The organism is Methylobacterium sp. CM6246 (assembly GCF_054818005.1).
Genome location: NZ_JBTXKY010000001.1, coordinates 4,908,696 through 4,935,207 on the forward strand (window position 1 = coordinate 4,908,696; position 26,512 = coordinate 4,935,207).

The window sequence follows — 26,512 nt, forward strand, 5'->3', positions numbered from 1 at the left end:
TTGGACCAAAGTCCTGTCAACAACTTCGCGATCTGAACCCTTGCGTCGGACCATGCGCCGGGCGCATAGGGGTTCTGACCGGGCAGGGCTGCAAACCTTGCATGCCCCAGCAGCGCCGGCCGCGTCCGCGCGGCGTCGGCCGCGTGCGGATCGCCCGGTGCTACGCCTGATGCAGCACCGGCCCGGCGCGGGCCGCGCATCGAATGCGGATTCGCGGTGGTGGGGGTTCTCGCCTTGGATTGGGACAAGATCCGGATCTTCCTGAACGTCGCAGAGGCGGGCAGCTTCACCAAGGCGGGCGACGATATCGGCCTCAGCCAATCGGCGGTCAGTCGCCAGATCAGCGCCCTGGAACGTGAGCTGAAGGCGCCGCTGTTCCACCGCCACGCCCGCGGCCTGATCCTGACCGAGCAGGGCGACCTGCTGTTCCGCGCCGCCCGGGACATGAAGCTGCGCCTGGAGAACACCCGGGCGCGCCTCGTGGAGACTTCCGAGCGGCCGACCGGCGACCTCAAGGTGACCACCACGGTGGGGCTGGGCACCTCGTGGCTGTCGCAACGGGTCGGCGAATTCCTGGACCTCTACCCCGATGTGCGGATCGAGCTGATCCTGACCAACGAGGAGCTCGACCTTGCCATGCGGGAGGCGGACGTGGCGATCCGCATGCGTCGCCCGGCCCAGCCGGACCTGATCCAGCGCCGGCTGTTCACCGTGCATTACCACGCGTTCGCCAGCGTCGATTACGTCAAGCGCTTCGGCGAGCCCAAGACCATCGAGGAACTGGACAATCACCGCCTGGTCTCGTTCGGCGGCAACGAGCCCTCCTACCTGCTGGCGGCCCATTGGCTGGCCGATGCCGGGCGTGAGGGCCGCGACCGGCGCAGCGTCCACCTGACGGTGAACAACATCGGCGCGCTCCAACGGGCCATGGAAGCCGGCGCCGGCATCGGCATCCTGCCCGACTACGCGGTGGACGGCGACCAGCAGCTCACCCAGGTGCTGCGCGACACCGAGATGCCGAGCCTCGAGAGCTACCTGGTCTACGCCGAGGAGATGCGCTCGGTCGCCCGGGTGCAGGCGTTTCGCGACTTCCTGGTTTCGAAGGCGCAGCGCTGGACCTACTGACCGGCCGTTGCGCGGTCGATGATAGGTCCGGTTTCACAAGATCGTCGATCTTTTGCGGGTGCAGGGCTCCGCCCTGCAAGTCTCAGGGGCTTCGCCCCTGAGACCCCCACCAAGGCGCCCAGGCCATATGGGATCTAGTCGTCCCTCACAGGAACAGCCGCTCGCCCTCCAGCCCCTTGTACAGCCCGGCGACCTGCTCGCCGTAGCCGTTGTAGATCAGCGTCGGCACCCGCTCGTCGGTGCCCAGGACCCGCTCGGAGGCCTGGCTCCAGCGTGGATGCGGCACCGCCGGGTTCACGTTGGCCCAGAAGCCGTACTCCGAGGCCTGCAGGCCCTCCCAGAACGTCTTGGGTCGGTCGGCGGTGAACGAGATCTTGACCAGCGACTTCGCCGACTTGAACCCGTATTTCCACGGCACCGCGATGCGGATCGGCGCGCCGAACTGGTTCGGCAGCGGCTTGCCGTAGACGCCCGTGACCACGAAGGCGAGGTCGTTTCCGGCCTCGGCCAGGGTCAGCCCCTCGGTGTAGGGCCAGGGATAGTAGAACGCGCGCTGGCCCGGTGCCATCGCCTTGTCCATGAAGGTCTCGAACCGGATATACTTGGCTCCGGAGCCGGGCTTGGCGAGCGCCACGAGCTTCGACAGGGGAAACCCCGTCCACGGCACCGACATCGACCAGGCCTCGACGCAGCGGTGACGGTACAGCCGCTCCTCAAGGCCGATCTTCCGGATCAGGTCCTCGACGCCGATCTCGAACGGCTTCTCCACAAGGCCGTCGATCTTCAGCGTCCAGGGCTGGGTCTTGAGGGCGTTGGCGGCCGGCAGCACCGTCTTGGACGTGCCGAACTCGTAGAAGTTGTTGTATGCGCCGCTGAACTGCTCCGGCGTCAGCGGCCGGTCCAGCGTGTAGGCCGGGTTGCGCGGCGCCGGGTAGAGCGCCGCATCACCGGCGGCCGCGAAGGCGGAGCGACCGCCCAAGACGGATCCGGCGGCCAGCCCGGCGGCGGCTCCGATCAGTGCCCGGCGGTTCAGGAAGACGGCCTCGGGCGTGGCCTCGGTCTCCGGGATCTCCCACCCGCGCCTGCTCCGGATCAACATCGCTTCTCCTCGCCTGTCCCGCGCGAACAGCCCACAGATCGGTCTGCGCCGACAGGGGTACAACCGCCGCAGTCTCACCATTCGGCGATCGGGGCAGGCGGTTACGTGCGCGGCCGACGACGATCCGCCGCGGGCACGCTCAGCCGGGCGGCGTCTCGTCGCGCAGGACCCGGCGCAGCACCTTGCCGACATTGGTCTTGGGCAAGGCATCGTGCAGCACCACCCGGCGGGGCACCTTGTAGCCGGTGAGCTGGGTGCGGGCATGCGCCCGCAGGGCGTCGATGGAGACCGCCGGATCCTTCATCACCACGTGGGCGACCACCATCTCGCCGGTCTCCTCGCTCGGCGCGCCGACCACCGCGCATTCCAGAACCGCCGGATGGGCCGCCAGCACCTCCTCGACCTCGTTCGGATAGACGTTGAACCCCGAGACGAGGATCATGTCCTTCATCCGGTCGACGATCTTGATCTGGCCGTCCGGCTCCATCACGGCGACGTCCCCGGTGCGGAAGAAGCCGTCCGGCGTCATCGCGCGCGCGGTCTCATCCGGCCGGTTCCAGTAGCCGCGCATCACCTGGGGCCCGCGCACGCAGATCTCGCCCGGCTGGCCCGGCGGCACCGGCTTGCCGGCGGCGTCGCGGATCGAGAGTTCGGTGGACGGGAACGGGAACCCGATCGTCCCGGAGAACTCCGTCATGCCGGGCGGGTTGGCGCTCACCACCGGAGAGGTCTCCGACAGGCCATAGCCCTCCAGGATGGTGTTGCCGGTGAGCGCCTTCCAGCGCTCGGCCACGGGACGCTGCACCGCCGTCCCGCCCCCGACGACGAAGTCGAGGTTCGAGAAGTCGACCGTGTCGATCTTGGGGTGGTTGATCAGCACGTTGAACAGCGTGTTCACGCCCATCAGGCACGTGAAGCGGTGGCGGCTGAGGGTCTTCACCATGCCGTCGCAGTCGCGCGGATTGGGGATCAGCAGGCACGACCCGCCGTTGCGCATGAACTGGAAGAAGCAGGCCGTCAGCGCGAAGATATGGTAGAGCGGCAAGGCCGTGACGGCGCAGCGGAGGATGCTCGGATCCTTCGAGTTGAACCAGACCTGCGACTGCTCGACGTTGGCCATGATGTTGCGGTGGCTGAGCATCGCCGCCTTGGCCACGCCCGTTGTCCCGCCGGTGTATTGGAGGAACGCCAGATCCTCCGGCGCGACCGGCACCGAGGCGTGCGGCATGCCGCTGCCCCGGCGCAGGGCGGTCGTGAACGGCAGCGCCAGCCCGTCGGGCAGCTGGAACGGCGGCACGGCCTTGCGCACGTGGCGGCTAGCCAGGTTGATCACCTGACCCTTGAGCCCGAGGCCGTCGCCGGGGCCGACCAGGAGGATGCGCTCCAGCGTCACGTCGGCCAGAGCCGCCGCGACGGTCGCGCCGAAATTCTCGAGGACGATCAGGAAGCGAGCGCCCGAATCGTTGATCTGCTGGGAAAATTCCCGGGGCGTGTAGAGCGGGTTGACGTTGACCACCGTCCCGCCGGCCGAGAGCACACCGAACAGGGCCACCGCGTAGGCCGGCACGTTCGGCAGCATGATCGCGACGCGGTCGCCCTTCGCCAGCCCCTGGGCGCGCAGCCAGGCCGCCAGGGCGCGCGCCTGCTTGCCTAGGCCCGCATAGGTCAGGGTCGAGCCGAAGCAGAGCATCGCCGGGCGGTTGGCGAAGGCCGAGACGCTGGTCTCGAACAGGTCGACCAGCGTACCGAGGCTGTCGACGTCGATCTCGGCCGGGACCCCCGGCGGATAAGCGGCGAGCCAGGGACGGGGGGAAAGCCGTGCGAACGCCGGATCCGTCTCGGACCCGTGCGTGCGTGCCGTCGCACCGTGCTCGATTACGCTGGCCTCGCGCATCGCGTCGTCTCCCGCGAGCCCGACTCTCGACGGTCGGGTCTCGTCCCTACGCAGAACCCCCCGACTGTGGGCGAACCCACCGCCACTAGCAAGGCGCCGCCGTCAGGCGGTCCGACGTAGCCGGCTGAATGTCGTCAGCGCGGCGTGCGGCAGGGCGGCGACGGAAAGGAGCAGCGCGGCAAGGCCGGCCTCGGGCAGGCGCAGGCCCCGGAGCGGCCAGGATCCGAACCCCAGCGGGACCGCGAGCCCGATCACGCCGGCGCCGAACCAGAGGGCCAGGTACGCCAGCAATCCGGCCCCGATCCGCCGCAGACGCGGGCGCAGGGGCCGGTTGGCGGCCAGAGCGAACAGGCCGAGGGTGCCGCCGAAAATCGCCGCCGCGACGCCGGCGCCGAGCCCGTAGGCCAGCCATAGGGGCTGATGGGTCAGGAACGCCATCCCGCCGGTGGCGTAGCCGCCGCGCAGGATCAGGCCTCCGAAGGTCGGGTAGAGACCGATCACAGCGAGGGCCGCGGTGCCGAGCGACGCGAACAGGATCCGTCGGAATGCCGAGGCCGGCCCCGGCCCCGCCGCGACCGTCGCGAGATGCGCGATCCCGTAGACGAGCGCGAAGGCGAAGAGCGGATAGCGGGCGATGAAGTAGCCGTAGATCCAGGGCTCGAACGCCTCCGGCACGGCGGAGCGCTGGCTGAAGCCGGTGACGGTCACCAGCGCCAGCGCCGCGAGCGCGGCCAGGATCGGGGCTGCGGCCAGGAGCATCTTTCTCAGATCGGCCACAGACGCATCGGTCTGGTCACGCGCAACGGACTGCACAGGGCGCGCCCCTATCAAACGATCGTTCCGTTGCCGGCGTCCGGATCATGCTGGCACCTGGGCACCCACCTTGTCATCCCGGGGCCGCGCAGCGGAGCCCGGGACCCATAGCCACCGACCGATCGAAACCTGGCCGCGTCGGCGATTATGGGTTCCGGGTTCGCCTGCGGCGCCCCGGAATGACAAAATCGGTCTGTCAGGCTGCCGTCCATAGACCAGACGACGGCATCTCCGACGCTGAGCGGCTCAGACACATGATCCGCCTCACCGCGCCTCGTAATGGTCGCGCACCAGCCGGTCGAGGAGGCGCACGCCCCAGCCCGCGCCCCAGCTGCGGTTGATCTCGCTGGCGTTCGACGACATCGCCACGCCCGCGATGTCGAGATGCGCCCAAGGCACCTCTTCGACGTAGCGCTTGATGAACGAGGCCGCGGTGGCGGCGCCGCCATGACGGCCGCCGGTGTTCTTCATGTCGGCGAACTTGGAATCGATCGCCTTGTCGTAGGCGGGGATCAGCGGCATCCGCCAGACCTTCTCGCCCGTGGCCTCGCCGGCGGCGTTGATGTTGGCGGCCAGCGCGTCGTCGTTCGAGAACATCCCGGCGATGTCCTGGCCGAGCGCCACGATGATCGCCCCGGTCAGCGTCGCGAGATCGACCATTGCCTTCGGCTTGGCGCTACGGACCACGTGGGTGATCACGTCGGCGAGCACGAGGCGGCCCTCCGCGTCGGTGTTGATGACCTCGATGGTCTGGCCGGACATGGAGGTCAGGATGTCGGACGGGCGGTAGGAGCCGCCGTCCGGCATGTTCTCGACGATGCCGATGGCGCCGACGACGTTGCACCGGGCCTTGCGGCTGGCAAGCGCGTGGAGCGCGCCGACCACGGCGGCCGCGCCGCCCATGTCGCCCTTCATGTCCTCCATGCCGCCGCCCGGCTTGATGGAGACGCCGCCGGAATCGAACACCACGCCCTTGCCGATGAAGGCGACCGGTGCCTCGCCGGCGGGGCCGCCGTTCCAGCGCATGATCACGATGCGCGGCTCGCGGACCGAGCCCTGCGCCACCGCGAGCAGCGCGCCCATGCCGAGTTCGCGCATACGCGCCGGCTCGATCACCTCGATCTCGACGCCGAGCTTCGACAGCTCCGAGGCGCGCCGGGCGAACTCTTCCGGGAAGAGCACGTTCGGCGGCTCGTTCACGAGGTCGCGCGCCAGGATCACGCCCTCGGACAGGGTCCGGGCGCCCTCGCCCTCGCGGGAGGCCGTGCCGTGCTCGGCGAGCAGGAGGGTGAGCGTGGTGCCGCTCTTGTCCTCGGCGTCGGGCTTCTTCTTGGTCTTGTAGCGGTCGAAGGCGTAGACCCGCAGGCGCGCGCCCAGCGCGAACTCGCCGGCCTGCGCGGCGCTGACATTCGTGCCCGGCCAGTCGAGCACCACCCGGGCCGCCCGGCCCGCGACCTTGCCGGCGGTGAAGCCGCCGAGCGCCGGCCAGTCGGTCTTGGCCCGGTCCTTCTCGGAGCCGAGCCCGACCACGACGAGCCGGTCGGCGCTGACGCCCGCGGGCGTCGGCAGGCTCATGGCGCTGAGCGAGCGGCCCTTGAATTTCTCCGAGGCCGCGGCCTTCGCGACGAGGTCGGCACCCGCGGCGCCGAGCGCCGCCCGGGCCGCCGATCCGAGGGCGAGGTCGTCGCCGACGAACACCACGAGATCGCCCGTTCCCCCCGGGCCCTGGCCACTCTGCTCCAGGGGTCCGAAACCGATCTCGATACCGTCCGCCATACCCGTCGTCCTGCCCAATGTTCCGCAGCCGTTCCCACGCTTGGGCCATGCCGCAAGGCGTGATCCGCCTTGTGTAGCCGCTGAGGCGGCAAACGCAACGCGACGCAGCAGCCCTGGAATCGCCCCTTTTGTCGGTTCCCTAGCCCATGAGGGCGCGAGAGGACGGGCGGAACTGCCGGGCCAATGAGGCAGATCGAGCGCTACATCTTTCGGATCGCCCTGGGCGCGAGCCTCGCGTGCCTGATCGGCCTCACCGGCACGATCTGGCTGACGCAGGCCCTGCGCGAGCTCGATCTGGTGACCGCCAAGGGCCAGACCCTCCTGGTCTTCCTGTTCGTGACCGGGCTGTCGCTGCCGACGCTGGTGGTGGTGATCGCGCCCGTGGCGCTGTTCATCGGCACCGTGTACGCGCTGAACAAGCTCAACGGCGATTCCGAGCTAATCGTGATGTCGGCCGCCGGCATGCCGCCGCGCGCGCTGCTGCGGCCGTTCCTGACGCTCGCGCTGATCGTGAGCTTCCTGGTGGGGTTCCTGGTGGTGGTGGTGATGCCCGCGAGCTTCCAGGAGCTGCGCGACGTGATCACCCGGGTCCGGGGCGACTTCATCGCGAACGTCGTCAAGGAGGGGCAGTTCACCCAGCTCGACAACGGCATCACCTTCCACTTCCGCGAGCGCGGGCCCGGCGGCGTGCTCAAGGGCCTGTTCATCCAGGACCGGCGCGAGGCCGGGAAGACCAAGGTCTACCTCGCCGACCGCGGCAACGCCGTCGACATCGACGGGCAGAGCTTCCTTGTCCTGGAGAACGGCAGCGTCCACCAGCAGCAGAAGGACTCGCGCGATTCCTCGATCCTGACCTTCGAGCGCTACACGATCGACCTCGCGGCCTTCGCGCCCCCGGATGCCGACACGATCTACAAGCCGCGCGAGCGCTCGACCTCGCAGCTGCTGTTCCCCGACCAGACCGAGGGCTACTACAAGCTGCAGAAGGGCCGGTTCCGGGCCGAGCTGCACGATAGGCTGTCGGCCTGCCTCTATCCGCTGGCCCTGGTGTTCATCGCCTTCGCGGCGCTTGGCGATCCCCGCACCACCCGGCAGGGCCGCGGGCTCGCGGTCGCCGGGGCGATCCTGGCCGTGGTCGCCCTGCGGATCGCCGGCTTCGCCGCGGTGAGCGCCGCCGCGCGCAGCGCCGGGGCGGTGGCGGCGATCTACGGTGTCCCGCTCCTGGCGATCGCGCTGTCCGGCCTGCTGATCTTCTTCGGCCCGCGGGTGCGCGCCTTCAATGCCGCGGTGGCGGGCGCGGTGCGCGCCCTGTTCCGCGCCCCGCGCCTCGCCCCGGCACGCTGAGCCCACGATGCTGATCGGTCCGACCCTCGGGCGCTACTTCGCCGCCCGGTTCGCCCGCACGGTGCTCGGTGTGTTCGTCACCGTGTTCGCGCTGGTCTACACCCTGGACTTCGTCGAGCTCCTGCGCCGGGCCGGCGAGGCCGAGGGCGCCTCCACCGGGCTGATGGCGCTACTCTCGCTCTACCGCACCCCGGCGGTGGCCGAGGGCGTGCTGCCCTTCGCGGTGCTGTTCGGCTCGATGGCAGCCCTGCTGCAGCTCTCGCGCAAGCTGGAACTGGTGGTGGCGCGCGCGGCCGGGATCTCGGCCTGGCAGTTCCTCCAGCCCGGCTTCTTCGTGGCCCTGGCGCTGGGGGCGGTGGCCGTCGGCATCTACAACCCGGTCTCCGCCCTGCTGAAGCAGCGCTCCACCGAGATCGAGGCCCGGATCTTCGCCAAGTCGACCAAGGCGGGGTCCGGCAAGGATCTCTGGATCCGCCAGCGCGGCCTGGACGGCGAGGCGATCATCCGGGCCGAGACCGCCATCGAGGGCACAACGACCCTGGCGGGCGTTTCGGTCTTCACCTTCGACGAGGCCGGCAAGTTCGCCGAGCAGATCGTGGCCGCCCAGGCCACCCTGCACGACGGCTACTGGGCGCTGTCGGACGCCCGCGTGCTGGCCCCGGACGCGCCGCCTGAGTCGTTCGACACCTACCTGATCGCCTCGAACTTGGACCCCGGGCAGGTCCGGCAGCGCTTCACCCCCCCGGAATCTGTGCCTTTCTGGCAACTTCCCACAACCATCGCGCGGACCGAGCGGGCCGGTCTCGACGCCACCCGATACCGTCTGCAGTACGATGTCCTGTGGGCCCGGCCGGTCCTGTTTCTGGCCATGGTGATCGTGGCTGCAACCGTTTCCTTACGGTTCTTCCGCTTTGGTGGGGTCGGTAAACTCGTCCTCGGCGGCGTCGCGGCGGGCTTCGCTCTCTACGTGGTCCGACAGGTCATGGAGGGGCTCGGCGCCTCCGGACTCGTCGCCGCACCGGTGGCGGCCTGGTTCCCCGCCGTGGTAGGCAGTCTTCTCGGTACGCTTACGCTTCTGTACCAGGAAGACGGCTGACGCCCGTGAGTCATCGCGGGACGGGAGACGGGTGTGTGAGGTTGGTGGCGGATCACGTCACAGGGGTTGGGTCGCGCGTTGCGTAAGGTTGCCCACATCCTGCGGAAGACGGCCCTCCTGGCCGCGCTGGCACTCGCCGCGCCGCTGGCCGGGGGCGTCTCGGCGCATGCCCAGGGGATGGCTGCGCCGAAGCTCGGCAATTCGGGCGGGAAGCTGCCGGGCGACAAGCTGCTCGTCGAGGCCAACGAGCTGATCTACGACAACGACCACAACACCGTGACCGCGCGCGGCAACGCCGAGCTGCATTTCGGTCCCCGGACCCTCCAGGCCGACAGCGTGCGCTACGACCGCGGCACCGGCCGGGTCTTCGCCCAGGGCAACGTCCGCCTCACCGAGGCCGATGGCGGCGTCGTGACCGGCGCACGCATGGAGCTGACCGACGACTTCAAGACCGGCTTCGTCGACGCGTTCCGCGGCCAGCAGACCGTGGAGCGGCGGACCGAGACGGTGCGGACGCGGTTCTCGGCGCCCCGGGCCGAGCGCCTGAACGGCGAGCAGACCAGTTTCGAGGCCGGCAGCTACACCGCCTGCGAGCCGTGCAAGGACAACCCGGAGACGCCGCCGCTCTGGCAGATCCGCGCCAAGAAGATCATCCACGACAACAAGACCCACACGATCTACTTCGACGACTCCACCCTGGAGATCGCCGGGATCCCGGTCGCCTACCTGCCCTATTTCGAGGCGGCGGATCCGACCGTGAAGCGCAAGACCGGCTTCCTGACGCCGCGCTTCATCTCGACCACGGCGCTCGGCCGCGGCGTGTCGCTGCCGTACTTCGTCGACCTCGCGCCCAACTACGATCTGACCATCACCCCGACCCTGCTGAGCCGCCAGGGCGTGCTCGGCCAAGCCGAGTTCCGCCAGCGGATCGACAACGGCTTCTACAACATCCGCCTGTCGGGCATCTCGCAGACGACTCCGTCGGCGTTCCTCCCGAGCCCGCTGGGGGCCGGCGAGCGCGACTTCCGCGGCTCGGTGGAATCGCAGGGGCGGTTCTACATCAACGACCGCTGGCGGACCGGCTGGGACCTCGTCGGCGTCACCGACAAGTGGTTCCTCGACAACTATAGAATCCGCAACCAGAACATCACCACGGACTATTTCCGCGAGGCGACCTCGACGGCCTACCTGGTCGGACAGGGCGACCGGTCGTGGTTCGAGGCGCGCGGCTACTACTTCAAGGGTCTGTCGAGCTTCGACTGGCAGAAGCAGCAGCCGATCGTCGCGCCGGTGATCGACTATGACAAGCGCGTCAACGGCCCGGCCGAGATCGGCGGCGAGGTCCGGTTCCAGGCCAACATCACCAGCCTGACCCGCGAGACCACCCAGTTCCAGGGCCTGCCCCGCACCTCGAGCTACCTGTTCTCGCCGAGCGTGAACGGCGTCAGCTTCCCGCTCTACCAGACCTGCACGGTGTTCCAACGCGGCCTGTGCGCCATCGACGGGCTCGCCGGCACCAACACCCGCGCCTCGGCGGAGCTGTCCTGGCGCCGGAGCTTCATCGACGATTGGGGCCAGAAGTTCACGCCGTTCGCGTATCTGCGCACCGACGCGTTCTTCACCAACCCGAGCTTCTCCGGCTACCAGAACGACCTCGCCCCCCAGGTCGCCAAGATCGACGACGGCTTCGCCGGCCGGGTGATGCCGGCGGTCGGGCTCGATTACCGCTACCCGTTCGTCGCCAATTTCGGTGCGCTCGGCGTCCACACCCTGGAGCCGATCGGCCAGATCATCGCACGCCCGTCCGAAACCCGGATCGGCCGCCTGCCGAACGAGGACGCCCAGAGCCTGGTGTTCGACGACACCTCCCTGTTCGAGTGGGACAAGTTCTCCGGCTACGACCGGGTCGAGGGCGGCGTGCGCACCAATCTCGGCGGCCAGTATTCCGTGGTGACGCCCTCGGGCTGGTACACCAACGTGATGTTCGGCGAGTCCATCCAGCTCGCCGGGGTGAACTCGTTCCGCCGGGGCGACATCGCCAATGTCGGGTTGGATTCCGGCCTGGAGACTCGGCGCTCCGACTTCGTCGGGCGGTTCCAGGTCTCGCCGAACCAGAACATCACGTTCATCACCCGGGCGCGGTTCGACCAGTCCGACTTCCACGTCGCCCGGCTCGAGACCGGCGCCACGGCGCGGTTCGCGCCGTTCCTGCCGCTCACCGTCTCCGCGTTCTACTCGTATTACGAGGCGCAGCCGCTGCTCGGCTACAGCCACTACCGCGAGGGCGTGACCGCCAGCGCCACCTACAACATCACGCCGAACTGGTTCGTCTCCGGCTCGCTGCTGGTGGACCTGACCCACTACCTCGACATCCGCAACACCTACACGGATGCCCTCTCGGCCTACCTCGCCAACCCGATCGGCACGGTGCCCACCTACCAGAACCCGGGCCGGTTCTACTTCTCCGGCGCGAGCTTCGGCGGCGGCTACCAGGACGAGTGCACGACCATCTCGATCAACTACATCAACTCGCCGATCGCCACCGCGACCGGTGTCCGCGAGCGCAACCAGACCGTGCTGCTCCGCCTCGAGCTGAAGACGCTGGGCGAAGCGGATCTGCGCCAGAACGTCGGTACCGCCACCACCGCGGACGGCATCGCCACCGTGCGGTAGTGTGCTGGGGTTTTTCGGGTAGAGCCTAGGTCGCGGCAGGCTCCGCACCGGAAAACGCGCCGTCCGCACAAACGCGTTGCTGGCTTGCGTTGGTGCGGACGGCGTAGGTCCCCTCCCCGCAAGGGCTCCGGGTTAGCCGGGGTGGACGATTCATCTCTCGCAGAGTGATCCCCAGATCCGATGACCCGCGCCGTCATTCCGGGGCGCCGCGGGCGAGCCCGGAACCCAGAACCGCTATCGGTGCAGGAGCACGACACGTCGGCGTCTCTGGATCCCGCGCTCCGCTGCGCGGCCCCGGGACGCCGCGCTGCGTCTCATCCGGAACCACCCCTGCCCTCCACCTCCTCTCCACAAGGGACAGGAGAGAGAAGCGCGTCTCGCGCACGGTCGATTTCGTAACCCGCTGAGGCGGAGAGAAACACGCGTCTGCCGCCATCCTCCCGCGATGAAGCGGAGATCTGCCCCAAGAGGATGCGCCCCCGCCCCACGGGCGCTATAGACCCCCGATGCCGCCGCTCGCCCTCACCCTCGGAGACCCGGCCGGGATCGGCCCGGAACTCGCCCTCAGCGCCTGGCTCGGACGGGGCGGCGCGGATCCGCTGCCGCCGTTCTTCCTCGTGGCCGACCCGGACTTCATCGAGCGCCTCGCGAACCGGCTGAACCGGCCGGTCCCGGTGGCCGAGGTCGATCCCGAGACCGCCGCCGAGGTGTTTCCCCGGGCGCTGCCCGTGGTGCCGCTGCCGAGCGGCGCGACGGTGGCGGCCGAGCCCGGCGTCCCGGATTCCGGCAATGCCGGCGCGGTCATCGAGTCGATCACCGCCGCGGTGGCTTTCGTGGCGGCCGGGCGCGCCGGTGCCGTGGTCACCAACCCGATCGCCAAGTTCGTCCTGACCCGGGCCGGGTTCGCCCATCCGGGCCACACCGAGTTCCTGGCCGCCCTGTCCGTCGCCCCCGGCCGCACGCCGCCGCGTCCGGTGATGATGATCTGGAGTACGGATCTCGCGGTCGTGCCGGTGACGATCCACGTCCCGCTCAAGGACGTGCCGGGCCTGCTTACCCAGGAACTGGTGGAGGAGACCGCCCGGATCGTCGCCCGGGACCTGCGCGACCGGTTCGGCTTGGCCGAGCCGCGCCTGGTGCTCGCCGGGCTCAACCCCCATGCCGGCGAGGCCGGGACCATCGGGCACGAGGACCGTGACGTGCTGGCACCCGCGGTGGCGCGGCTGCGGGCCGCCGGGATCGACATCCGCGGGCCCCTGCCCGCCGACACCCTGTTCCACGCCCGCGCCCGGGCGACCTACGACGTCGCCCTCGCGCCGACACACGATCAGGCGCTGATCCCGATCAAGACCATCGCGTTCGACGACGGCGTCAACGTCACCCTCGGGCTGCCGTTCGTACGGACCTCGCCGGACCACGGCACCGCCTTCGACATCGCCGGGACCGGGGTGGCGCGACCCGACAGCCTGATCGCCGCCCTGCGGCTCGCGCGGCGGCTCGTCGACACCGAGGCGGCCCGCACCGGCCCCGGCCCGGGCGGCGCCGACATCATCCCGTTCAGCATCTATGCCGGGCGGCCGCGCGCCACGGGCGCCCAGCATTTCGACGCCGAGGACGAGCTGTGAGCGATGGAGACGGGCTGCCGCCCCTGCGCGATGTCGTCGCCCGGCATGGGTTGGAGCCCAGGAAGGCGCTGGGCCAGAACTTTCTGTACGATCTCAATCTCACCGGCCGGATCGCGCGCGCCGCGGGGCCGCTCGACGGCGTGACCGTGGTCGAGGTCGGCCCCGGGCCCGGCGGCCTGACCCGCGCGCTGCTGGCCGAGGGCGCGGCCCGGGTCGTGGCGATCGAACGCGATCCCCGCGCCCTGCCGGCGCTCGCCGAGATCGCGGCGCATTATCCCGGCCGGCTGGAGGTCGTGGACGCCGACGCCCTCGCGTTCGATCCCCGGCCGCTGATCGGGACCGGCCCGGTCCGGATCGTCGCGAACCTGCCCTACAACGTCGGGACTGCGCTGCTCACCGGTTGGCTCGACGGCGCGGCCTGGCCGCCCTGGTGGGACCAGGCGGTACTGATGTTCCAGCGCGAGGTCGCCGAGCGCATCGTCGCGGGCCCAGAGAACCGGGCGGATTACGGCCGGCTCGGCGTGTTGTGCGGCTGGCGCACCCAGGCCGACATCCTGTTCGACGTAAGCCCCTCGGCCTTCGTGCCGCCGCCGAAGGTGACGTCCAGCGTCGTGCGGCTGTTGCCCCGGGCGCAGCCCCTGCCCTGCCGGGCCGGCGCCCTGGAGGCCGTGACCCGGGCGGCGTTCGGCCAGCGCCGCAAGATGCTGCGCCAGAGCCTCAAGGCCCTGAGCCCCGAGCCCGGCGCCCTGCTGGCGGCGGCCGGGATCCTAGAGACGGCCCGGGCCGAGGAGGTGCCGGTGGCCGGGTTCGTGACCCTGGCCAACCTGTGGGACGCGGAGCGTGGACGGTAACGCTGCCGGTCACGCGTCCAGACATTTCGCTCCCGCTCGAGCGACCACCCCGCCCTTCCGGGCTCGCCTGCGGCGCCCCGGAATGACGGGGTTGGATTTACAGCCGCCGGGCCGTTTGATCCGGTATCTGCGCAAAAACAAAAAAACCGGCGCCGCGGAAACGGCGCTGGCTCGATAACCCCGTCCCGGCCTGAACGGCCGGGACGGCAAGTCCCAGATCAGCGGGTCTGCTGGATCGCCGAGAGCACCCAGCCGCGGCCGGGCTGGCGCTGGAAGGTCCAGAGTTCGACGGCCTCCGGGGCGGGCTCGGTCTTCACGACCCGGCCGCTTGCGCGGTCGACCATCACGTCCTTGAGGGCGTAGCGCATCGCCACGGTGGCGTAGTCGGTACGGTCCTCGCCCCAGGATTCCGCGAGGTCGCCCTGCAGCAGCTTCACGTCCGTGATCTTGTTGACCACGCCCTGGGCCGCGTTGTTGCGCAGCTCCTCGTCGAAGTAGCCGGCCATCTCGGGCGTCGCCAGGTTGCCCAGCGTCACCCGATCCTCACGGGTGTAGGCGTCCTGGATGTCGCCGAGCAGGCGCTCGAACGCCTGGTAGTCGGCCGGGCCGATCTGGACGTTGCGGGTCTGTACCGGACGCTGGCCGCCGAACGAGCCGCCGGTGGCCGCGCCGCCCATCGGACCGCCCGAATTCAGGCCGCCCTGGTTGGGGCCGCCATCGAGCGTCGAGCGGGCGTAGGGCGCGCCGGCGCCGGCCGGCTCGCTGCGGCGGCGGAAGAACCGCACCGCCAGCATCACCACCAGCACGACCAGGCCGACCTGGAACAGCAGGCCGATCATGGAGGCGAGGCCGCCGAGGCCGCCGAAGAAGCCACCGCCCAGCAGGGCGCCGAGCAGGCCGGCGCCGAGCAGGCCCGCAAAGAAGCCGCCGCCGAAGCGACGACCGGGCGCGGCCGGCGCCTGCATCCCGGGATTGGACATCCCGGGGGACGGCGCGGTCTGGGACCGCTGCATGGTCGAGCCCCCGCCCGGCGCCGTGGGCGTCGCGGAGGGGGCGGTGTAGGTCCGCGAGCCGCGCGAACCGAAGGACCCGCCGCCGCCCGGACGGGCTTCCGCGACGGGCGCCGCGACGGTCAAGGCAGCAGCGAGCGCCAGGAAGGCGGCCGTGCGCCGACGACGCGAGAATTGGGTGAGCATGTACGCGCCTCTGAGGACGAGAACCGAGTGGCGGAAGCCGCCGACGACTATATGGTGACGGCTCAGCGCGGGTTTTAGTCCGCGCCTCTCGGCGTCGTGATGACGTTTGTCGCCGACCGTCGCGTCAGTGCAGCGTCCGGTCCGGCGCAGCCGGGAAGCCGAGGCGCACCCGGGTGCCCTCGCCGGGCTGGCTGTCCAGGGTGATCGTGCCGTTCTGGCGCTTCATCAGGCCGTGCACGATGGCGAGGCCCGCGCCCCGTCCCGCCTCGTGGCTGGTCTGGAACGGCGCGAGCGCCCGGGCCAGCATCTCGGGCGACATGCCCGGCCCGGTATCGCTGACCTGGATCCCCACGGTGCCGGGCCCCGGCTGGTGCAGAGCCCGGTCGCCCGGATCGACCCGGAAGGTGGAGAGCGTCAGCGTCCCGCCCGCCGGCATGGCCTCGCAGGCATTGGCGACCAGATGCCGCAGGGCGAACTCGATCTGCGTCGGGTTGCTGATCGCCCGGGGCAGCCCCGGCGTCGGGTTCACCACGAGGCGGATCCCGGCCGGGAAGTCCGGCGCGAGGCGTTCCGCCAGCTCCGCCACGATGGCATCGAGGTCCACGGCGCGCACGTCCGGGGCGATCCGGCGCGAATAGGCCAGGAGCTGGCGCGTGAGGATCGCGGCCCGCTCGGTGGCGTCGGCCGAGCGGACGAGCGCCCGCTGGATGAACGGCTCGGGCCGGTCGCCCAGGCGGCGCTTCAGCCCGTCGATGTAGCCGATCAGGATCTGCAGGAAGTTGTTGAATTCGTGGGCGACGCTGTTGGTCAGCAAGCCCAGGGCCTCACGCTGCCGCGACAGAGCCAGCGCCCCCTCGGCCTCGCGCCGTGCCGTGACGTCGAGCATCTGGCCGATCTTCGCATCGCTCCCGGGGAGCTGCCCCAAGGTAAGGCTCGCCCAGAAGCTGGTCCCGTCCGACCGCTGCGCCAGGAATTCCTGCGGTGCGTCGCCCGAGAGATCGGGCGCCGACCCGCGGCTCGCCAGGATCGGCTCGAGGCCGCGTTCGGCAAACGCCTGCGCCGGATGACCGGTCAGGCGCTCGAAGGCCGGGTTGGCGTACCGGACGCGACCCTGCGCATCGACGAGAAGACTGGGCGTGGGCAGCGCATCGAGAAGTGCGCGGGCCTGCGCCGTGAGCGGGCCGCCCGCCTCGCCGTGATCCGTCCCGGGCTGCGTCATCCTGCGTCCGAGCTGAGCGGGTGCGGGAAACCCGCGGCGAGGCCCGCGATAGCGGCGAACCGCGGCGCGGCCAAGGGGGACGGGTTCAACCCCGGAGCGCGGTGACTCTCATTGCCGGACCCACATCACCCGGGCCATCCAGGCGACCTCGCCGATATTGAGGACCCGGTCCTCGTGCTCCGGATTGAGCGAGACCAGCTCCACGGTCCGGGCGGTACGCCGCCGCAACTCTTTGGCGAGGACCTCGCCACCGTGGAGGCGCACCACGACACGGTCGCCCTTGCGCACGCTGGCGGTGGGCGACACGATCAGCACGTCCCCGTCGCGGAACAGCGGCTGCATGGAATCGCCCTGGATCTCCAGCGCGAAGGCGCGCTCCTCGCCCAGATCGGGGAACTCGATCTCCTCCCAGCCGGCCCCGCCGGTGGGCATGCCCTCATCGGTGAACAGGCGTCCGGCCCCGGCCTGGGTCAGGCCGATCAGCGGCACCATGGTGCGGGCCGGGATCTCCCGGGCCTCGATCAGGCGCAGGAACTCGTCGAGGCTTGCGCCGGTGGCGGCCAGCACCTTCGAGACCGATTCCGTGGAGGGCCAGCGCTTGCGCCCGTCGGCGCCGATCCGCTTGGAACGGTTGAAGCTCGTCGCATCGAGGCCCGCGCGGCGGGCGAGCCCGGAGGCGGAGTAGCCGTGTCGCTCCGCCAGGCGGTCGATGGCGTTCCAGATCTGCTCGTGAGACAGCATGTCGGGCTCGAAGGCTCAACGTGAGCGGGCCGGCACCCCCGTCTCGCCAGCCGGCTGCCGGCTGCCGCGGAGGCACAGAGGCAGTCTCCCCGGAGGATTCGGACTGAAATCACCCGAGGAGCGCGGTATATTGAAGACCGCCACGAGCCGGCCCGAGTGACCCGTTTCGGACACGGTTCTGTGACGCTCAGCCTAGTCGTAGGAAAGTAGAACTACAACCTACAGAATGCAATCGCCGTTGGCATCGATCTGGTTTCCGTGTGTTGCCAGCGGATGGCGCGGTCTGCGGTGGGCGTGTCGTCCGGAGACAGGCCTGCTGCGGATTCCGCATGTCCGAGGCCGTATCCAGGATCCACCCCGTCATCCCGGGGCGCCGCAGGCGAGCCCGGGATCCAGAACCGCCGAGAGTGCAACACCTTGCGCGGCATGTATCTCCGGATCCCGGGCTCCGCTTCGCGGCCCCGGGATGACGGGGTTGGTCTCCGGTCTGCCGTCGCAGCCGCCTCGAAACGGCTCCTGCGACAGGACCGGTGGGATTGATCGGCGCGCACGCTCCTTCGGCCCTGGTTCCGGTCCCCGGAGCGATGGGCTATGGACCCTGCGCTTTCCAGGGAGTGCCGATGCCGCTCATCTACAAGATCTGTCCGCGTGCGCTCTGGCGCGAGGCCGAGGCGGCGGGCCGGTTCACCGGGGCGCCCGTCGACCGGGCCGACGGCTTCATCCACTTCTCCACCGCCGCGCAGACCGCCGAGACGGCGGACCGCCATTTCGCCGGCCAGGCCGACCTGCTGCTGATCGCCGTGGAGGCCGAGACCCTGGGCGCGGCCCTGGTCTACGAGCCGTCGCGCGGCGGCGCTCTGTTCCCGCACCTCTACGGTGACCTGCCGCTCACGGCGGTGGCGTCGGTGGAGGATCTGCCCCTCGGGCCGGATGGGCAGCATGTCCTGCCGGCGGGACTCCCGCGCGCATGATCGCCGCCGCCTTCCCGCTGGTCCGCCCGCTGCTGCTTCGCCTCGATGCCGAGAGCGCCCACGACCTGACCCTACGCGCCCTCGCGCTGCTGCCCCCGGGTAAGCCCGCCACGGACGACCCGCGCCTCGCCGTGGATCTGCTCGGGCGCCGTTTCCCCAATCCGGTCGGCCTCGCGGCCGGCTTCGACAAGGGGGCCCGGGTGCCGGACGCGATGCTCGGCCTCGGCTTCGGCTTCGTGGAGGTCGGCGGCGTGGTGCCGCGGCCGCAACCCGGCAACCCGAAGCCGCGAGCGTTCCGCCTCGCGGCCGACCGGGCGGTGATCAACCGCTACGGCCTGAATAGCGAAGGCCTGGCGACGGTGGCGGCGCGGCTCAGGGCCCGGGCTGGCCGGCCCGGCCTCGTCGGGGTCAATATCGGAGCCAACAAGGACTCCACCGACCGGCTGGCCGATTACGTCGCCTGCACCGGGACCCTGGCGCCCCTGGTCGATTTCGTCACCGTCAACGTGTCATCGCCCAACACGCCGGGCCTGCGCGACCTGCAGGGCGAGGCTTTTTTGGACGAACTGCTCGCCCGCACCGTCGAAGCGCGGGACGCGGCCGGCGCCAAGGCGGCGGTACTCCTGAAGATCGCCCCCGACCTCGCGCTGGATGCCCTCGACGCGATCTGCGCCACGGCGCTGAAGCGCGGGGTCCAGGCTTTGGTGGTCTCGAACACCACGGTGGCCCGGCCCGAGAGCCTGCGGGAGAAGACCCTGGCCCGCGAGACCGGCGGCCTCTCCGGCCGGCCGCTGTTCGGCCCGGCTACCCGGATGCTAGCCCAGACCCGCCTCCGCGTCGGCGACACGCTTCCCCTGATCGGCGTCGGCGGCGTCGATTCCGCCGAGGCCGCCTGGACCAAGATCGAGGCCGGTGCGAGCCTGGTCCAGCTCTATTCGGCGCTGGTCTATGACGGGCCAGGGCTGGTGGATCGCATCAAGGCCGGCCTCGTCCAGCGGATGGCCGCGAACGGGCTGGCCTCGCTCAGCCAGGTCGTCGGCCGGGGCGCCGCGGATCTCGCCCGCGCGGCCTGAGCCGCCGTCGGCCCGTGCCGGTCCCACACGCACTCCGTCATCGCGCCCGGGTTGCAGCATGCCAGGGCGGCGTGCGGGGCTTCGAATTGCCGGCGACCCGGTCAACCGCCGCCGGTCGCACCCGCGAGTTTAGAAAGGCTTTGCCGAGCGGAGACTTAGTCTGTGCCCCATGCATGAGGGGCCTGCGCCTGCACGCCATTGTGAGCGGTATCCCAAGCCGCTTATCTCGCGGTTGCGAATTGGCGAGCCAACTCGCTTTCATGAGAACATCCAGGACAATTCATGGCCCAGCCTGACGGGGCTCCCAAGCGCTCATCCGCCGCCGGCGGCTGGGGTGCTCTGAAGAGTTGCGGCAAGCACTTGTTCGGCTCGCGCGCTCCGCTGACGGGGGCCCGTGCGCTGCTGAAGGCGAACCAGCCCGACGGGTTCGATTGCCCGGGCTGCGCCTGGGGCGACCCGGAGCACGGTTCGTCGTTCGAGTTCTGCGAGAACGGCGTGAAGGCGGTGTCCTGGGAGGCCACCGACAAGCGCACGCCGCCCGCCTTCTTCGCCCGCCACACGCTCACCGAGCTGCGCGGCTGGAGCGACTACGCCCTGGAGGGCGAAGGCCGCCTCACCCACCCGATGCGCTACGATGCGGCGAGCGACCGCTACCTGCCGGTGAGCTGGGACGAGGCCTTCGCCGAGATCGGCGCGACGTTGCGCGGCCTCGACACCCCCGACCAGGCCGAGTTCTACACCTCGGGCCGCGCCTCCAACGAGGCGGCCTATCTCTACCAGCTGTTCGCCCGCTCCTACGGGACCAACAACTTTCCCGACTGCTCGAACATGTGCCACGAGGCCAGCGGCGTCGCCCTGATCGACGCCATCGGCATCGGCAAGGGCACGGTGCTGCTGGAGGATTTCGAGAAGGCGGACGCGATCTTCTGCGTCGGCCAGAATCCCGGCACCAACCATCCGCGCATGCTCGGCGACCTGCGCCGGGCGGCCGAGCGCGGCGCCCAGGTCGTGGTGCTGAACCCCGTGCGCGAGCGCGGGCTGGAGCGCTTCGCCGACCCGCAGAACACCGTCGAGATGCTGCGCGGCTCCAGCCAGCCGATCGCCAGCCACTACCTCCAGCCGCGCTCCGGCGGCGACATGGCGGCCTTCCGGGGCATCGCCAAGATCGTGTTCGCCCGCGACGCCGAGGCCCTCGCGGCCGGGCGGCCGTCGCTGCTCGACCGAGCCTTCCTGGAGCACCACACCGCGGGTCTCGACGCCTACCGGGCCGCCGTGGAGGCGACCGCCTGGGATGCGATCCTCGACCAGTCGGGCCTGACCTACGAGGACATCTCCGCCATGGCGGATGTCTATCTCGGCGCGCGGCGGGTGATCGCCACCTGGGCCATGGGCGTGACCCAGCACCGCCATTCGGTGGCGACCGTGCGGGAGATCGCCAACCTGTTGTTCCTGCGCGGCCATATCGGCCGGCCCGGGGCCGGCCTATGCCCGGTGCGCGGCCATTCCAACGTCCAGGGTGACCGCACGGTCGGCATCAACGAGCGCCCGCCGGTGGCCTTCCTCGAATCGCTGGAGCGGCATTTCGGCCTCGCCATGCCGCGCCGGCACGGCCACAACGTCCTGGCGGCGATCCGGGCGATGCGCGACGGCACGTCGAAGGCCTTCATCGGGCTCGGCGGAAACTTCCTTCGCGCGACGCCGGATACGCCCGTGGTGGCGCAGGCGCTCGCCGCCTGCCGCCTCACCGTCCACATCGCGACCAAGCTCAACCACGCCCACCTTGTGCCGGGCGCCATCGGCTACCTGCTGCCCTGCATGGGCCGCACCGAGATCGACCGGAACGCGGCCGGCAAGACCCAGATCGTGACCGTCGAGGATTCGATGAGCATGGTCCACGGCTCGGGCGGCATCAACAAGCCGGCCTCGAAGGAGCTGCGCTCCGAGATCGCGATCATCGCCGGCATGGCCCAGGCCACCGTCGGTTCGGCCGCGATCGACTGGGCCGGACTGGCGGCCGATTACGACCGGATCCGCGAGGCGATCGCCGCGACGATCCCGGGCTTTGCGGAGTACAATACACGGGTGCGCAAGCCGCGCGGCTTCATGCTGCGCAACCTCGCCGCCGAGCGGGTGTTCGAGACCGCCACGGGCCGGGCCAACTTCTCCGCCGACGCCCTGCCGGCCGAGACCGAGCATCAGGTCGCCCGGAAATCCGCGGACACCTACGTTCTCCAGACCTTCCGCAGCCACGACCAGTACAACACCACGATCTACGGCCTCGATGACCGCTATCGCGGCGTCTACGGCGAACGGAAGGTGCTGTTCGCCCACCCGGACGACCTCGCCGAGATCCGCGATCGGATCGGCGAGCGCGTCGACATCGTCGGCCTCCATGCCGACGGCGTGACCCGGCGGGCCGAGGATTTCCGCCTCGTCCCGTTCGACATGCCCCGGGGCGCGGTGGCCGGCTACTACCCGGAGCTGAACGTGCTGGTGCCGCTCTCGACCTTCGGTGAGAAGAGCGACACGCCGACCTCGAAATCGGTGCTCGTGACCCTGCAGGCCCGCGCGGCCGCGTGAGCGGGCCCGCGGACCGTCCCCTGGACGAGGCGGCGTTCGTCGCCGCCCTCGACCGCGTGACGGCGGCCCATCCCGGGATGATGCCGCTGGAGGCCGGGCTGCTCGCAGCCCTTTCCCTCGGCCTGCCCGGCGATAGCCGTGCCTTCGCCCGCACCTTCGCGGTGGAGCACGCCCTGGTGCTGCGTGCCCTCTCGGGGCTGGAGGAGGCGGGCCACGTGGCGGTGACCGCCCGGGATGCGCGCACCCAGCGCACGCGCTACGGGGCGGCCGCCTAGGCTTCACCGTTCAAGGCGTGGCGGCGGCCGCATCCAGGGCCGCGACGTCGAGCTTCACCATGGTCTGCATGGCGGCGAACACCCGGGCCGCCACCGCGGGATCGGAATCTGCGAGCAGCCGCGGCAGGGCCTCCGGGACGATCTGCCAGGGCACGCCCCAGCGGTCGCGCAGCCAGCCGCACTGGATCGCCGCCCCGCCCTCCGCGGTGAGGGCGTCCCACAGCCGGTCGACGTCCGCCTGATCCGCGCAGGACACCGCAATCGACGCGGCGGTGCCGTACTGCGCCGGGACGCCGCCGTTGAGCGCCTGGAAGCTCTGGCCGCCCAGGGTGAACGCCACCAGGATCGCGGCGCCCGGCGCGCCGCCGGGCCAGGGTCCGGGCGCCCGCAGGATCGGCCCGAGGCTGGAGCCGGGCACCAGCGACACGTAGAAGCGCGCGGCCGCCTCCGCGTCGTCCGCGAACCACAGGCAGGTGCTGACCGTCGCCATGACGAGACCTCCGTCCGGGGGGATTGGACCCGTCGCGCGGCCTACAAACCGGCCGCGAGTTCGGCGAGCTGATCGGCGCAGCGGCCCCAGCCCTCGTGGAAGCCCATGGCCTCATGGACACCCGCGCTCTGGAATTTCGAGCCGTCGGACGCCCGCATGACGATCCGGGTGGCGCCCCCGGTGCGCAGGTCGGTCTCGGCCTCCGAGACCGTGAAGGGCGCGGGTGCGAACCAGCGCTTCAGGAGATCCGGCTCGGTCCGGGCCGGGTAGAGCGCTGCCGGGGATGCGGCGATGCTGCGCGTGAGGACGAGGTCGCGCCCGGTCGGATCGGTCATGGCGGGGCTCGGAAGCGTGGGCGGGTTCGGGATCGCGCGCGCGGGCCGTCAGCCCTTGCGCTGGTTCATGGCCCAGATGATCCCGAACGGATCGCGCAACTGGCCGTAGCGGTCGCCCCAGAACATCTCGGCCGGCGGCATCAAGGCGGTCGCGCCCGCCGCGACGGCCTCGGCGTAGCGCGCGTCGATATCCTCGACCATCAGCATGAGGGAAAACGCCTGCGGCGCCTGCAGCGGGTGGCCATGCTCCGGGAAGGCGTCGCTCAGCATCAACGACGACCCGTTGACGTAAAGGTGCACGTGCATGGTCCGGCCCTGGTCGTCCGCCGGCATCGCGGTGACGATTTCGGCCCCGAAGGCGCGCCCGTAGAACTCGGCCGCTCTCAAGGCGCCGTCCACGGTCAGGTAGGCCACCAGCCCGCCCTTCACCGGGGCCGGGATGTCTGGATTCGCGCTGCTCATGGCGTGAGCCTCCGATCGCGGCCGCGCGCCCAGGATCCATGCGTTCGACACGGTCCGATTCGGCCGGTCGAATAGTGTCTCATCCCGTGTGTAATCCGTCGAGCGGCGCGCGAATGGGGATCGAATATTTGAAACGCGGGCCGCATGAGATTAACCGGCGGACCCAGGCGCGCACCCTCACCCCGGTGCGGAAGAGGATGGCCCGCAAAGCGGGTCGGGAAAGGGGAACCCGGCTTCCCAAAGGGACGAGACCCAGCCCTTGCAAGGTGTTTGCAGCAGCTGTCGGCATCGAACCGTCCCGCCTGTCCGGCGCCCCCTGGTCTTTGTAGAAGCCGCTTTGAAGGCAGCTTCGTCATCCCGGGGCCGCGAAGCGGAGCCCGGGATCCAGAACCATCGTCGGATCAAAGACTTGCGCCGTCGCGTCTCGTCAGTCCAGATCGCCGGCGAAATTCACGCGATCGCCGCTAGCGGCCGGTCCGAGTGCGCGGCGTCCGCGCTGGGGCCCGGCGCGAACATCTCCATGTCGTCGGCGAACTGCTCGACGATCGTCCCCGAGTTCGCGAGGCACACCGGAAGATACGAGGCGAGCGACGGCGCCTGCGCGAACCCGTCCTCGAGCAGCCTGTCGTTGGCGAAGGTGAGGTCGAGGGCGCAGAAGGCGTAGTAGGCGCGGGTGGCACGCAGCATCGCCCGCTTGGACGCGTCGTTCAGGCCGAACACCTCTGCGAAGCGCTTGCGCAACCGGGCGTGGTCGCGCTCGAGATCGAAGCGCTGGAAGGCACGCACCCCGTCGCTCGGATCCGCCGCCTCGAAGGCGGCGATCACGTCGGCCCAGCGGGTCCGCCCGGCGGTGCCCGCGGAGAGGTGATAGAGGGTGTGGTTCAGCTCACGCTTCGCGAGGAGGCCGATCAGCATCTCGGCGACCCAGTCGGCCGGAACGATGTCGACGCAGCTCTCCGGGCTGCAGGGCAGCATGCGCAGGGCGTCGGCGGCGCGCAGGACCCAGAGGATGCTCGAACTCGGCGCGGCGCCGAGCGTCGCATGACCGACGACGATCGATGGGCGCGCCACCACGATCGGCAGGTCGGGGAATAGCGCGGCGAGCGATGTCTCGGTCGCCGCCTTCGATTCGGTGTAGCCGACGATGTGCTGGGCGTCGGCATCGGGATAAGCCGCCTCCTCCACCAGGCTGGGGGCGCCCGCACCGCAGATCATGGCGGTTCCGACATGCAGGAACCGCTGCAATCCCGGCATGGCCCGGGCCCGGCGGGCGAGCGCCAGGGTGCCGTCTTGGTTGGTCCGGAACACGCGCTCGCCGCCCCACCACGAGGTGTCGGCGGCGAGGTGGAGCACGTGGGTGCACGCGTCGAGCCGCGGATCCATGTCGAGGTCCGCCCGGGTGAAGTCGCCGGGCACGATCTCGATCTTGCGCACCAGGCGCTGGGCCGTGAACGCGTCGGTGAACCGCTCCAGGCGCGCGGCGATGCGCTGGCGCCCCTGCTCCACGCTCGTGCACCGGACCAGGCAGACCCAGCTCGCGTCGTCGTCGCGGCTGAGGGCCTGGTGAAGCACGGCGCCGCCGATCAACCCGGTCCCGCCCGTCAGAAGTATGCGTGCCAACGGTGCTCTCCGCTCGATAGGGAGAGTGAGTAGCGCAAAACTTCGGAAACAATCCCGCGGCGGCAGCTTAAAACATGAACTTTTTTCGACCGTGCCCGATCAGCCACAGTCATCACGGGCCCGTGATCGTTTGGCGGAAGATACTCACGAACGCGTGATCTATGCGATCAAGAAGAAGACCGCTCGTTGGTCTTTGTCCAAGTTCAAGGAAACATGCGGAATGAGTAGATCGCCCCGACCGCAACCGTGAGTTCGTTCGCGGTTCCGACGCGGCGCACGATCGGGCTCGCCGCCGCCGCGGCGATCAGCCGGTCGTAGCGGACATAGCCGAGGCTCTGCCATGCGTCGGACCAATCGTAGCTCAGCGTCGCCGTCGCTCCGGCGGAACGCGGTCCGGCCGAAGCCCGGTACGGGGCCAGGACAGGATTCACGAGCGTCGTGGCGACCGGGACGTCGAAATCCAGATGCATGGCGGCGGCATCGCCGACCACGAAACGGGGGCCCAGGCTGAGGGTGAACCGTCCGAAATGGTCCACCCAGTCGGCCGCCAGCTTGGCGATGATCCCGTCATGGGCGCGGACGCCCTGCGTGACTTCGGCCCGCAGCCTGAACGTATCGGGGACCGGCCAGACCTCTCCGAACAGGCCGAGCCCGACCGTGGCCGGCAAGTGCGGCAGGCCGGCGAGGCGCTGGTCGTCGCGGCGGGACCGGCCTTCCCGGAAATCGAGGACGGCACCCAGCTGGACCGGGCCTTCGCCCACGAGCGTGGCATCGAGGCCATCGTCCGGGGACCACCAGTCGCGGGGTTCGTCGGCCTTGCGGAACGACAGGTAGGGCAAACCCCAGAGCCCGGCCGCCCGGCTTCCCTGGAAGCGCGGGCCGGCGCCGGCGAAACCGCCGACCGAGACGATGGTGTTGTGATCGAACAGCGCGCTGAGGTCGTCGGCGCGCGCCGTGGCCGGGCAAAGCGCCAGGGCCGCCAAGAGGTACGGGCCGGGCCGTACGGCACGCCGGGGCCATCGATTCGGGAGTGCACGGGCGTGCACGGGCAGGCGGGGCACCGTCACGGTCCTTCTGTCACGCTAGGCTTAAAGACCTCTCCCATGACACGCCCATGTTAACGGCGATGGGTCAATCGTCCACGCGCGCACCCAGGATCCGCCGGGGCTCGCCGCGCCGGCCGATGAGTTTTGGGAGGGCGTGCACCGAGCTGTCAGGCGAATCGCTGTCGATTGCCGTCGTCCGAGCCGCGAT

Annotated in this window: 22 protein-coding genes; 10 read left to right on the forward strand and 12 right to left on the reverse strand. The window is 70.3% G+C overall.

All coding sequences use genetic code 11. The annotated features are described in order from the left end of the window. Positions 1-234 precede the first annotated feature (234 nt). Positions 235-1,125, forward strand: a complete 891-nt coding sequence (locus ACYQPG_RS23695) for a LysR family transcriptional regulator (RefSeq protein ID WP_147854249.1) — start codon at positions 235-237, stop codon at positions 1,123-1,125. Positions 1,126-1,270: 145 nt separating this feature from the next. Here ACYQPG_RS23695 and msrP read toward each other — a convergent pair whose 3' ends face one another. The 4 genes from msrP to ACYQPG_RS23715 all read right to left on the reverse strand — a co-directional run bounded on the left by msrP (position 1,271) and on the right by ACYQPG_RS23715 (position 6,707). Then, positions 1,271-2,224, reverse strand: a complete 954-nt coding sequence (gene msrP, locus ACYQPG_RS23700) for a protein-methionine-sulfoxide reductase catalytic subunit MsrP (RefSeq protein WP_147906646.1) — start codon at positions 2,222-2,224, stop codon at positions 1,271-1,273. A 139-nt stretch (positions 2,225-2,363) separates the two neighbouring features. Beyond that, positions 2,364-4,118 (reverse strand): AMP-binding protein, encoded by a 1,755-nt coding sequence (locus ACYQPG_RS23705; protein WP_461231875.1) that lies wholly within the window; start codon positions 4,116-4,118, stop codon positions 2,364-2,366. A 102-nt stretch (positions 4,119-4,220) separates the two neighbouring features. Continuing rightward, positions 4,221-4,895: a hypothetical protein gene (locus ACYQPG_RS23710; RefSeq protein WP_419830380.1), complete on the reverse strand. Its 675-nt coding sequence runs from the start codon at positions 4,893-4,895 to the stop codon at positions 4,221-4,223. 300 nt (positions 4,896-5,195) lie between these two features. Further along, positions 5,196-6,707, reverse strand: a complete 1,512-nt coding sequence (locus tag ACYQPG_RS23715) for a leucyl aminopeptidase (RefSeq protein WP_419830381.1) — start codon at positions 6,705-6,707, stop codon at positions 5,196-5,198. A 183-nt stretch (positions 6,708-6,890) separates the two neighbouring features. On the opposite strand from ACYQPG_RS23715, the gene lptF reads away from it, so the two are divergent. The 5 genes from lptF (at position 6,891) to rsmA (ending at position 14,296) form a co-directional block, all read left to right on the forward strand. Then, complete coding sequence (gene lptF, locus ACYQPG_RS23720; RefSeq protein WP_147906643.1) at positions 6,891-8,051, forward strand: LPS export ABC transporter permease LptF; 1,161 nt, start codon at positions 6,891-6,893, stop codon at positions 8,049-8,051. 7 nt (positions 8,052-8,058) lie between these two features. After that, complete coding sequence (gene lptG / locus ACYQPG_RS23725) at positions 8,059-9,147, forward strand: LPS export ABC transporter permease LptG (RefSeq protein ID WP_419830382.1); 1,089 nt, start codon at positions 8,059-8,061, stop codon at positions 9,145-9,147. Positions 9,148-9,225: 78 nt separating this feature from the next. Next, entirely contained in the window at positions 9,226-11,820 is a 2,595-nt protein-coding gene (locus tag ACYQPG_RS23730; RefSeq protein WP_461231876.1) for an LPS-assembly protein LptD, read from the forward strand. A 506-nt stretch (positions 11,821-12,326) separates the two neighbouring features. After that, a complete protein-coding gene (pdxA, locus tag ACYQPG_RS23735) occupies positions 12,327-13,445 on the forward strand; it encodes a 4-hydroxythreonine-4-phosphate dehydrogenase PdxA (RefSeq protein ID WP_461231877.1) in 1,119 nt (372 codons plus the stop codon). Continuing rightward, the gene (rsmA, locus tag ACYQPG_RS23740) at positions 13,442-14,296 is read left to right on the forward strand and encodes a 16S rRNA (adenine(1518)-N(6)/adenine(1519)-N(6))-dimethyltransferase RsmA (RefSeq protein WP_461231878.1); all 855 of its coding nucleotides are present in this window, start codon (positions 13,442-13,444) and stop codon (positions 14,294-14,296) included. Before pdxA ends, rsmA begins: the two co-directional genes overlap by 4 nt. A 218-nt stretch (positions 14,297-14,514) precedes the next feature. On the opposite strand, the gene ACYQPG_RS23745 is transcribed toward rsmA, so the two are convergent. The 3 genes from ACYQPG_RS23745 to ACYQPG_RS23755 all read right to left on the reverse strand — a co-directional run bounded on the left by ACYQPG_RS23745 (position 14,515) and on the right by ACYQPG_RS23755 (position 17,452). Continuing rightward, positions 14,515-15,492, reverse strand: coding sequence for a Tim44 domain-containing protein (locus tag ACYQPG_RS23745; protein WP_461231879.1), 978 nt, complete (start codon positions 15,490-15,492; stop codon positions 14,515-14,517). A 124-nt stretch (positions 15,493-15,616) separates the two neighbouring features. Continuing rightward, positions 15,617-16,711, reverse strand: a complete 1,095-nt coding sequence (locus ACYQPG_RS23750) for a two-component system sensor histidine kinase NtrB (RefSeq protein ID WP_461231880.1) — start codon at positions 16,709-16,711, stop codon at positions 15,617-15,619. Positions 16,712-16,819: 108 nt separating this feature from the next. Further along, positions 16,820-17,452, reverse strand: a complete 633-nt coding sequence (locus ACYQPG_RS23755; protein ID WP_147856975.1) for a S24 family peptidase — start codon at positions 17,450-17,452, stop codon at positions 16,820-16,822. 620 nt (positions 17,453-18,072) lie between these two features. Here ACYQPG_RS23755 and ACYQPG_RS23760 point away from each other — a divergent pair. The 4 genes from ACYQPG_RS23760 to ACYQPG_RS23775 all read left to right on the forward strand — a co-directional run bounded on the left by ACYQPG_RS23760 (position 18,073) and on the right by ACYQPG_RS23775 (position 22,351). Next, the gene (locus tag ACYQPG_RS23760) at positions 18,073-18,423 is read left to right on the forward strand and encodes a DUF952 domain-containing protein (protein ID WP_147937846.1); all 351 of its coding nucleotides are present in this window, start codon (positions 18,073-18,075) and stop codon (positions 18,421-18,423) included. Further along, positions 18,420-19,496, forward strand: coding sequence for a quinone-dependent dihydroorotate dehydrogenase (locus tag ACYQPG_RS23765; protein ID WP_419830386.1), 1,077 nt, complete (start codon positions 18,420-18,422; stop codon positions 19,494-19,496). The genes ACYQPG_RS23760 and ACYQPG_RS23765 overlap by 4 nt, the downstream gene beginning before the upstream one ends. Before the next feature lie 282 nt (positions 19,497-19,778). After that, positions 19,779-22,076, forward strand: coding sequence for an FdhF/YdeP family oxidoreductase (locus ACYQPG_RS23770; RefSeq protein WP_461231881.1), 2,298 nt, complete (start codon positions 19,779-19,781; stop codon positions 22,074-22,076). After that, positions 22,073-22,351 carry a hypothetical protein gene (locus ACYQPG_RS23775; RefSeq protein ID WP_147906633.1) on the forward strand — a complete coding sequence of 93 codons (279 nt, stop codon included), beginning with the start codon at positions 22,073-22,075 and terminating at the stop codon, positions 22,349-22,351. Before ACYQPG_RS23770 ends, ACYQPG_RS23775 begins: the two co-directional genes overlap by 4 nt. 10 nt (positions 22,352-22,361) lie before the next feature. On the opposite strand, the gene ACYQPG_RS23780 is transcribed toward ACYQPG_RS23775, so the two are convergent. The 5 genes from ACYQPG_RS23780 to ACYQPG_RS23800 form a co-directional block, all read right to left on the reverse strand. Further along, the gene (locus tag ACYQPG_RS23780; protein WP_461231882.1) at positions 22,362-22,841 is read right to left on the reverse strand and encodes a VOC family protein; all 480 of its coding nucleotides are present in this window, start codon (positions 22,839-22,841) and stop codon (positions 22,362-22,364) included. Positions 22,842-22,882: 41 nt separating this feature from the next. Next, positions 22,883-23,176: an SRPBCC domain-containing protein gene (locus ACYQPG_RS23785; protein WP_461231883.1), complete on the reverse strand. Its 294-nt coding sequence runs from the start codon at positions 23,174-23,176 to the stop codon at positions 22,883-22,885. A 48-nt stretch (positions 23,177-23,224) separates the two neighbouring features. Next, entirely contained in the window at positions 23,225-23,638 is a 414-nt protein-coding gene (locus ACYQPG_RS23790; protein ID WP_461231884.1) for a VOC family protein, read from the reverse strand. Between the two features lie 450 nt (positions 23,639-24,088). Beyond that, the gene (locus ACYQPG_RS23795) at positions 24,089-25,258 is read right to left on the reverse strand and encodes an SDR family oxidoreductase (protein WP_461231886.1); all 1,170 of its coding nucleotides are present in this window, start codon (positions 25,256-25,258) and stop codon (positions 24,089-24,091) included. Positions 25,259-25,461: 203 nt separating this feature from the next. Next, the gene (locus tag ACYQPG_RS23800; RefSeq protein ID WP_461231887.1) at positions 25,462-26,319 is read right to left on the reverse strand and encodes a MipA/OmpV family protein; all 858 of its coding nucleotides are present in this window, start codon (positions 26,317-26,319) and stop codon (positions 25,462-25,464) included. Between the last annotated feature and the right edge of the window lie 193 nt (positions 26,320-26,512).

What these genes read in the sequence shown, in the direction of transcription:
- msrP (WP_147906646.1), bottom strand. Translation starts at nt 2,224, where the DNA reads ATGTTGATCCGGAGCAGGCGCGGGTGGGAGATCCCGGAGACCGAGGCC.
- ACYQPG_RS23705 (WP_461231875.1), bottom strand. Translation starts at nt 4,118, where the DNA reads ATGCGCGAGGCCAGCGTAATCGAGCACGGTGCGACGGCACGCACGCAC.
- ACYQPG_RS23715 (WP_419830381.1), bottom strand. Translation starts at nt 6,707, where the DNA reads ATGGCGGACGGTATCGAGATCGGTTTCGGACCCCTGGAGCAGAGTGGC.
- lptF (WP_147906643.1), top strand. Translation starts at nt 6,891, where the DNA reads ATGAGGCAGATCGAGCGCTACATCTTTCGGATCGCCCTGGGCGCGAGC.
- lptG (WP_419830382.1), top strand. Translation starts at nt 8,059, where the DNA reads ATGCTGATCGGTCCGACCCTCGGGCGCTACTTCGCCGCCCGGTTCGCC.
- pdxA (WP_461231877.1), top strand. Translation starts at nt 12,327, where the DNA reads ATGCCGCCGCTCGCCCTCACCCTCGGAGACCCGGCCGGGATCGGCCCG.
- ACYQPG_RS23745 (WP_461231879.1), bottom strand. Translation starts at nt 15,492, where the DNA reads ATGCTCACCCAATTCTCGCGTCGTCGGCGCACGGCCGCCTTCCTGGCG.
- ACYQPG_RS23750 (WP_461231880.1), bottom strand. Translation starts at nt 16,711, where the DNA reads ATGACGCAGCCCGGGACGGATCACGGCGAGGCGGGCGGCCCGCTCACG.
- ACYQPG_RS23755 (WP_147856975.1), bottom strand. Translation starts at nt 17,452, where the DNA reads ATGCTGTCTCACGAGCAGATCTGGAACGCCATCGACCGCCTGGCGGAG.
- ACYQPG_RS23760 (WP_147937846.1), top strand. Translation starts at nt 18,073, where the DNA reads ATGCCGCTCATCTACAAGATCTGTCCGCGTGCGCTCTGGCGCGAGGCC.
- ACYQPG_RS23765 (WP_419830386.1), top strand. Translation starts at nt 18,420, where the DNA reads ATGATCGCCGCCGCCTTCCCGCTGGTCCGCCCGCTGCTGCTTCGCCTC.
- ACYQPG_RS23770 (WP_461231881.1), top strand. Translation starts at nt 19,779, where the DNA reads ATGGCCCAGCCTGACGGGGCTCCCAAGCGCTCATCCGCCGCCGGCGGC.
- ACYQPG_RS23780 (WP_461231882.1), bottom strand. Translation starts at nt 22,841, where the DNA reads ATGGCGACGGTCAGCACCTGCCTGTGGTTCGCGGACGACGCGGAGGCG.
- ACYQPG_RS23785 (WP_461231883.1), bottom strand. Translation starts at nt 23,176, where the DNA reads ATGACCGATCCGACCGGGCGCGACCTCGTCCTCACGCGCAGCATCGCC.
- ACYQPG_RS23790 (WP_461231884.1), bottom strand. Translation starts at nt 23,638, where the DNA reads ATGAGCAGCGCGAATCCAGACATCCCGGCCCCGGTGAAGGGCGGGCTG.